General features: G+C 40.7%; 11 protein-coding genes. 1 reads left to right on the forward strand and 10 read right to left on the reverse strand.

Features of this window, described 5'->3' with window-relative positions:
* Positions 1-48 precede the first annotated feature (48 nt).
* Positions 49-192, reverse strand: a complete 144-nt coding sequence (locus G596_RS26110; protein WP_155829324.1) for a zinc-ribbon domain-containing protein — start codon at positions 190-192, stop codon at positions 49-51.
* A gap of 206 nt (positions 193-398) precedes the next feature.
* Here G596_RS26110 and G596_RS25020 point away from each other — a divergent pair, with 206 nt between their 5' ends.
* Positions 399-563, forward strand: coding sequence for a hypothetical protein (locus G596_RS25020; RefSeq protein WP_022762837.1), 165 nt, complete (start codon positions 399-401; stop codon positions 561-563).
* Between the two features lie 68 nt (positions 564-631).
* Here the strand turns inward: G596_RS25020 and G596_RS0116005 are convergent, their stop codons facing one another.
* From G596_RS0116005 to G596_RS25025, 9 genes are all read right to left on the reverse strand, one after another.
* Positions 632-1,084 carry a PaaI family thioesterase gene (locus G596_RS0116005; RefSeq protein WP_022762838.1) on the reverse strand — a complete coding sequence of 151 codons (453 nt, stop codon included), beginning with the start codon at positions 1,082-1,084 and terminating at the stop codon, positions 632-634.
* 48 nt (positions 1,085-1,132) lie between these two features.
* Positions 1,133-2,890: a leucine-rich repeat domain-containing protein gene (locus tag G596_RS0116010; protein ID WP_022762839.1), complete on the reverse strand. Its 1,758-nt coding sequence runs from the start codon at positions 2,888-2,890 to the stop codon at positions 1,133-1,135.
* A 60-nt stretch (positions 2,891-2,950) separates the two neighbouring features.
* On the reverse strand, positions 2,951-3,271 hold the full coding sequence (locus G596_RS0116015; protein WP_196805242.1) for a leucine-rich repeat protein: 321 nt from the start codon (positions 3,269-3,271) through the stop codon (positions 2,951-2,953).
* Positions 3,246-3,509 (reverse strand): hypothetical protein, encoded by a 264-nt coding sequence (locus G596_RS0116020; RefSeq protein ID WP_022762841.1) that lies wholly within the window; start codon positions 3,507-3,509, stop codon positions 3,246-3,248. The genes G596_RS0116015 and G596_RS0116020 overlap by 26 nt, the downstream gene beginning before the upstream one ends.
* Before the next feature lie 25 nt (positions 3,510-3,534).
* Positions 3,535-4,122 carry an NUDIX hydrolase gene (locus G596_RS0116025; protein WP_022762842.1) on the reverse strand — a complete coding sequence of 196 codons (588 nt, stop codon included), beginning with the start codon at positions 4,120-4,122 and terminating at the stop codon, positions 3,535-3,537.
* A complete protein-coding gene (locus G596_RS0116030) occupies positions 4,091-4,423 on the reverse strand; it encodes a hypothetical protein (RefSeq protein ID WP_022762843.1) in 333 nt (110 codons plus the stop codon). Before G596_RS0116030 ends, G596_RS0116025 begins: the two co-directional genes overlap by 32 nt.
* An 18-nt stretch (positions 4,424-4,441) precedes the next feature.
* Positions 4,442-5,506 carry a rhodanese-like domain-containing protein gene (locus G596_RS25625; RefSeq protein ID WP_242829204.1) on the reverse strand — a complete coding sequence of 355 codons (1,065 nt, stop codon included), beginning with the start codon at positions 5,504-5,506 and terminating at the stop codon, positions 4,442-4,444.
* A gap of 86 nt (positions 5,507-5,592) precedes the next feature.
* The gene (locus G596_RS0116040) at positions 5,593-7,017 is read right to left on the reverse strand and encodes an MATE family efflux transporter (protein WP_022762844.1); all 1,425 of its coding nucleotides are present in this window, start codon (positions 7,015-7,017) and stop codon (positions 5,593-5,595) included.
* 151 nt (positions 7,018-7,168) lie between these two features.
* The gene (locus tag G596_RS25025; RefSeq protein WP_022762845.1) at positions 7,169-7,330 is read right to left on the reverse strand and encodes a hypothetical protein; all 162 of its coding nucleotides are present in this window, start codon (positions 7,328-7,330) and stop codon (positions 7,169-7,171) included.
* Positions 7,331-7,807 lie beyond the last annotated feature (477 nt).

The following is a 7,807-nucleotide window of genomic DNA, read 5'->3' on the forward strand; positions in this document are numbered from 1 at the left end:
ATTACTTGAACAGCGTGCTCGCTATATTGTACTTTGCTATGCCTGCAATCATCTTGCCAACCTCGGCGAGTTTCCGCAGTCAGGGCAAAACCTCTCATTGCCACTCAATTCTCTTCCACATTTCGCACATTTAGACATAAGACACCTTCTTATATTGATGTATCTCCGTGATTTCCTCTTTAATCTCATCATTCTATTCCAAAATGAGGTAAATCTAATCAGCCAAAATGTAACTTTTTTTCACAATTCCCCCTCAAAAAAAATAAAAATAAACATTGTAAATTGCTCTAAAGAAATTCGAAAGGCCAATCGATATATCATGTGTAAGCGAGAAAGAACATTCAAATGGCCAATGAGAATGAAAGAAAAAATAAGAAGAATAAACGGAGGTTTCTCTTATGTATATGTACGAATTATTTCTTTCAACAGATGTAGAAGGCAAGAAGATCCACTTTATCCAGACAAATCACAAGGTTGACAATCTTGAGAAATGGCTTGGAAAGCTTGTAAAAGATAATACAATTACTGAAGACGTAGCTAACGCAGTTACTTTCGTTTGGTAATATAAATATATAGTCACTACCGGAGAATCCCTAAACAGGATTCTCCTTTTTATTTTATGTAGCCCCTTCTAGAACTTCAAATTATCTCCGAGTACCGGGACCTTACTTGCGAAGAAGGAAAACTCTCCGCTGTCCAAAAGATTCCCCGCATCATCAGTAACCCTGATGTCAAATACCAGGATATGTTTACCGGTTTTAAGTTTCATGCACTCACAGTAGATGTATTCCGTGTTGACCGCAGGCAACAGGAAATTTAAATTTGCAGATACTGTCGTAACATAATATCCGCTCATGCTTGCCGTCGCACCGGCCATTACATCAACAAAAGAAAGAAGTGCTCCGCCATGGATACTGCCGTATGTGTTGTGAAGTCTTGTATCACATTTGACCCTAGACTTGCTATATGTGGGGCTAAGCTCCATCACCTCAAATCCTATAAACTTGTTGTATTCGTTGTCATAAAGCTCAGCGAGCATTTTCTCCCTGATTGCATTTTCTTTTTCAGTACGTGCCTTACGCATTTTCTCTCCTTAGCTATCTAAAAAAATCCTAAATCTATTATCAATCACTTACCGCATGACATTAACTACTTTAACATCCGACCAGGCGCCTGAATACTCTTTTCCCGAAATCTTCTTGAAGCTTCTGATTCTGACATAGTAATTTTTACCGGCCTTCAGACCTTTTATATTGGCTTTAGTGACATTCTTCTTGCTTATTATGACCTTTTTCGTCTTTTTCTTTTTGAATTTCTTATTAGTGGAAAGCTGAATCTCATAGCTGTTCCCGGCAGTATTCTTATTCCATTTCAATGTGAGTTGCTTTTTATGTTTACTCTTTGCCAAAGTAATATCCGTCTTGCCGGGAAGGATTTTGAAAGTTGTTGAAGCCGATCCGCTGCAAAAGCCTTGACCTGTTACTGTAACTAAAGCAGTTCCGACCGCCTTATTACTCTGGTAATTCACTTTATATTCAGAACTATCCAGGAGTTTCCCGCTTTTATCTGTTACAACAACTTCAGGCTTTATAAGCTTTCCCGTGTAGGTATACGATTTTTCCGAAACCTCAACCCTGCCTATTGTAGTATTGACGGATGCTACATTTATTCCATTTCTGACCGCAAATCCGTATGCCAGATTTCTGTTATCAATAATTGTATATAAAGTTAATCCCTTTATCAGTTCATATTTTCCGGAGGCATTTTGTTTGAAACCAAAGGCGTAATCACCACAAGTTGATACCATTCCTCCGATAACCAGTTTTGATAATGAAGTACAATTTAAAAAATCTTTTCCTCCCAAATACATAACCTTCGGGAAATATGCAGAAGTTAAGGAAGTACAGCCGGTAAATGTGTTGCCCCAGAGAGTAGTTGCGCCGGGAAGGCTTATGGTCTTTAAACTTGTGCAATTTGAAAATGCCTCGTCCTCTATACTCTCTGCTTTCGGAGCGCTAACCAATGTCAGCGACGTGCATTCTGAAAAGCCGTTTTTTCCAATCGTTCTCGCTTTAGGGAGACTCACTTTCTCAAGACTTCCACAGCCCTTGAAGCACTCTCCCCATGCATATTCAGCGTTAGGAAAATTGACAGATTTCAGGCTTACACAGTTTAAAAACAAATCGCTGCCTACTTCCTTGGCACTCGGAAAATCAGCTGACTCCAACGCAGTACAATCCTCGCATACATTAACTCCAAATTCAGTTACCTTAGGAAAAGAAACCGCGGTAAGGCTGGTACACCCGGAAAAAACATAGCAGCTTATCTTGGTAGCCGCCGGAAGAGATACACTTTTCAGCATCGGACAATCCTGAAAAACACATTTTCCTGTACCGGTAACTTTGGGGAAACTCACTTCTTCAAGTGCACTGCATTCTTTAAAAGCATTGAACGGAAGATAGGTAATCATAGGAATGTTTACATTTTTCAGTGAAGTGCAGGCGTAGAAAATCCATTCTCCGATAATTGTGGTTTTAGGAAAACTTACAGATTCAAGATCTCTGCAAAACATAAAAGCTCTCTCGGATATGTTTGTTATGCTGTTTCCGGTCACGCTTTTTATATTTCTGCATGATTGAAATGCACTGCCTTCGATTCCTGTAACAGGAAGCCCGTTTATTGTTTCGGGAATGACTACCGTTTGCTCGTTACCTTCATAGCCGCAAATTTGTACATAGCCCTCAGGATATGTTTTGTATTCAAATCCATCAGCAGTTTTTGAATAAGCAGAAGCCTTCACCGCTGAAAATGGCGCAAACTGCACTAATAAAATCAGCGCGATGACATATAGCCAATTAATTGTAAATCTTGTTTGTATTTCATGTTTCATTTTTCATACCTCTCCCCGATTATATCTTTGCCAGATTATTTACCAGTGCATACTAAGCAATCAATATTTATACATCTTAATTACCACATTCTTGGGCACAGCCTTCTTAAGTACTTTTCTGACTCTATTGTAGAACTTTTTATTTTTTGTTCTGATGAAAATTGTAACCTTATTTTTCTTATTGAGACCCGTAAAAGCATTTTTATCTACTTTCTTGAGATCTGCTGCTATATAAATTTCTTTAAGATTACTATAACCCTTAAATGCTGCTTTTCCGATAGTTGTGACAGGATAGTTGTAGCCTCCGATTTTAACTGATCCATTAATATCGACCATCTCAGCTCCCATGCCCTCTTCAGTGATAGGCTTGAATGTCAGCAAAACCGTCATCGTGATTGTCGCCAACGATAAGGCTTTTCGTCTCACTTATCTCTAAAGCTGATAACTCGCCATCCTTGTCCTTGTCGCATTTTTCGCTAACAATTTTCCTAAATCCGTCATCAGGAAAATTGCCGGAATCAATTGCAACACCCCCGACAGCTTTAACGCTGACTCCACTAAAAAGCATGCATGCAGCTGCAATACATGCACCATATGCAACATGAAAAGCTTTTTTCATTATGTCCCCCTTTTTACCGATAAAATCACTTTATATCCGTCACTTGCAACAATTTTTCTGTAAGCATCAGACCGGAAATTGTCCCGTTTACCTTTATTTCATTTGAAACACACATATCGATTGCCTTTTTCAGTGGAATGAATTCAAACTCGATATCCTCGGATATTTCGAGCTTCTGTCCGGAACACTTCCTTACATTCTTCGCCAAAAAGATATTAACAACATTTGTATCTTTGGTAGGATAGTCATACCCGGAAATTAGTTTAATCCATTCATCCGAAGTATATCCTGTTTCTTCAAGTAGTTCTCTTTTTGCAGTTTCTAACGCATTATTGCCTTCCTCTATTACTCCACCCGGTAATTCATATAAGAACTCGTCTACAGGATATCTGTATTCTTTCTTGATCAAAACATTATTTTCTTCATCAAGTGCAACTATAAGTGATACATTTTTCTTCTCAAATACATAGAAATCATCCATGGTCGATCCATTTGGCAGAAGAACCTTATCTTTTGCCAATGTAACCCATCTGTTCCTCACAACATATTCTCTGTCCAACTGCTGCCATTTATCCATCAATTTATCCTTCCAGGTATTCCACCGTTTTCCCATGCGCCAATGCATACTCAATCTCAGACCTTGTGCTGTCCCCGATGTAATTACCCACATTGATCACATATATTCCGTCCGCCATGTCGATCTTGCGTTTATGCATATCATCGAGCATTTCCTTAGTCTTGGTGAGCGTTCCTTCATCCATATTTTCCCAGACTTCCTGGTCTCCGGAATGCCCGAACAGCCCAACGCTTATAACAATACATCCCTGCAGAGTGAGCCTCTTCTGAGCTTCCATGAATTCATTCTTGAAACGTGTACTTCCGCAAAGCGTTATTACCTTATATCCTCCAACCATGAAAACCTCCCCATTATGTCATTCCAGAACCAGTTCTTCGCCCGGCTTGAGTATTATCCTCCCCGGTACGTCGAAACTTTCAGCCACCGCCTGATCAAAGCAGTTCGTTTTATCCGCAGGAATCATGTGATAGGGTATGTTGTGCTTTGCGCCTACAGTTTTGGCACACTCTATCGCTTCCTGCACATCCATGTTGTAAACTCCGTCGCAGCAGAAAAATGCGTAATCGAGATTTCTCTGTGCAAGTTTCTGCATCTGCGGCGTCGTAGAGGTATCTCCTGAAAGATACAGCGTCACACCATTGGAAAAAGTAAGGATAAATCCCACACATTGCTTTGCATCATGATTCTTGTTGTAGCCTGCCTCCACAGCTTCAACCTTTACATATCCGAGGTCAAAACTCTGATGCTGCCCTCCGCTTAATGCTTCCTCCCACGAGATAGTCTCACAATCAGGATTCTTTGTGGTTATCGTATCCGTTTGCGTGTGATCATAATGTCCATGTGTCATGAGTATCAGATCTGCAGGCACATCATAGCCCTCCCCTGCAAATGGATCCACATAAATCACCTTTCCCTCAGTTGTGGTGATCCTCATGCTCGCATGTCCCTGGTACAAAAGTTTTGCTGCTCCCATTTCCTCTCCTCCGTTTTCTGTTTCGTTATTGTTATTTATTTCAATATCCCCGGTCCAGTCGATGATCCCTCCGAATTCATAAACATTTGAATATCCCATATCCGCAAGCTTCTGCGACGCTTCCTTACTGCGCCTTCCGCTCCTGCAATAGACGAGTATTATCTGATTGGGGTCAGGAAGTTCCTCAGGCGGATCCACATCAATGCTTTCATTCGGAATTAAAATCGCGCCCGGAATATGCCCCTCTGCATACTCATCCTCCCTGCGGACATCGACGATAACATGGCCATCATCTTTTTCCATCATCTCTTTCGCCACGTCCTGCGATATCTGAGTATACTGAAATGTTTGTATCATCCCATCGCCATCCATGACCTGGCTTCTTTCGCTGCAGGCTGTAAACAGCAAAAGGAACATCACACAAAAAGTAACCCACCATTTTTTCATAAGCTTCCCTCAGAATGTGCTTTCAGGACATAAGTTTCTTTTAGTTTTTCTATCCTCTTTGCATCCATATTATTTTCCAACTTCAACTATATTATCTTTTTATTCATCCATTTTCCGGTCTTGAATCGCCAGATATCAAGAGCTGCCTTAATGCACCAGTCAAGCACCATTGCCAGAGCTATTCCTATTACACCCATGCCCATCCACAGAGCAAGGATAAATGACAGGACTGTCCTGCAGATAACTGTGGCAAATATCGATGCCCACATCGTGAATTTTACATCACCCGCAGCTCGAAGCCCCGATGAAAGTGGGCCTGAAAAAGGCTGAACCAGCGCAGAAAACAGATTGTGTATCGCAACTATTATCAAAATCAGCCGCTTTGTCTCATCCGAAAGATTATACAAAGTACGCAAAACCGGCGTCAGTGCCATTACCATCACATTCCAAATGATTGCCAACACAAGCGATAATCTCGTAAGCTTTCTTATATTCCACTCAGCCGCCTCATAGTCGCCGGCGCCCACACACTGTCCGACAACTGTGATGAAAACTGTTCCCATTGACATGCCCATGCATGCAGCCAGTGACCAGAATGTCTGTCCTGTGGTATTTGCAGCTATCTGCGATGTCCCAAAAGTTGCGGTAAGCATACCCAGAACAACCTTTGCCGCCTGAAAAAGTGTATTTTCAATGGAATTCGGAATTGCCACACCTAATATGCGCCTTGCCATAGCTGCATTTAGGCGAAGAGAATCCTTTATATTAATACTGATTCTTTTGGCACCGAGCACATTAAGTCTTTTAAGAATATCATCAGATGTCCTTGTCTCAAGGCACAGCACGGTCATAATAACCGCAGCCACATACCATGAGATTGTTGTCGGCCATGCTACTCCGGCAGCGCCTGCCTTCAGTACAAATATTCCTATTGCATTCCCGACCACATTAACCAAGTTTGCAATAAATGAGACCCACATGGGTACTCTGGTCTGCCCCATGGCACGAAAAACAGCTGTCCCCGAATTATAGATAGCATTTGCCGGAAAAGACCAGGCCACTATCCACATGTATGTCTTGCAGGCCGCCATCGTATCCGCCTCTGCCTTGGGATACATAGCCTGCAGAAGTGCTGATCCGAAAACAAGCATCATCACCATGCATACAATCGAAAGCACCCCGCCTATAAAAAATATCTGCGAAGCTGAAAGATCAGCATTATCCTTCTCTTTGCTCCCAATGTATTGAGATACAACTACCGATCCTCCTGCGGAAATAGCAGTAAACAAATATATGAATATGGTGTAGACCATAGTATCAAGTCCTACACCTGCAACTACGGCTTCTCCGGCGTAACTAACCATCATTGTATCTGCAAGTCCTACCACCATCTGAAGAAGCTGCTCAATAAGAAGCGGCACAATCATCGCTTTTAATGCAGCATTGCTGAACCGTTTTCGGTCATCCGACAAATATGTACTTGGTTCTATTATTCTCTCCGCAATATTCATACCCATTTTCAGCAAATAATGTATTTATATTTCAAAATCAGATTACTTCTTAGTTCGATTAAATTGTTACCAATATTATAACTTAAAACTCCCCGGAGTACTGACCAAAATCAACACTCCGGGGATTCATTGCATCCATTTCTTTTAAAGATCAAAGTGTGAATGTTGCTCCAAAAGCTACTGCCATCTTCTCTTTGTTATAAAAAGCTGAAAGCTTCTCAAGGCATTCATCATACATTTTGCGAACTGCTTCGTTTCTCTGTACTCTCTTAACTTCTGTTTTGCGTGTATCCTGAACATCATTAAATCTCATAATATTTACCTCTTTCTTTGTTGTGATATTTGTTAGCCGTTTGGCTGTTTCTTTTCTCTTTCTGAGCTTATAATATTACTTCCCGGGTTATGGAAACACCAAATTTATTTGTTTTCATTTCTATCTGTTGGTTGTTTATTTCTTACTTCTAAACCGGTTCAAAAATCAAGGACTTTTTGTAGACAGATTTATGGAATTGGTGGAATCAAATTAGACAATTGATATACCAATTATGACAGATATGGAATTCCATAAGACAGTTATAAACTTTCAGTAGACAGCTTGTATTTTTGACAAACCGAAACAGGTATTTAACATATAGCCATGACAAATAAGCCAGAGGATTATCCGGCAATCAAAAAGCTGTACCGTCAGAGGGTGAGGTGAACTCGCATTAGCGATAAGCCAGGCCCTTACTGCCACGATACAGCCTTTTTCATTATACAGCTGTAGGGTGTTTTAAAGTATTAGATTTTA

It is taken from the genome of Butyrivibrio sp. AD3002, assembly GCF_000420905.1.
Taxonomy (GTDB): domain Bacteria; phylum Bacillota; class Clostridia; order Lachnospirales; family Lachnospiraceae; genus Butyrivibrio.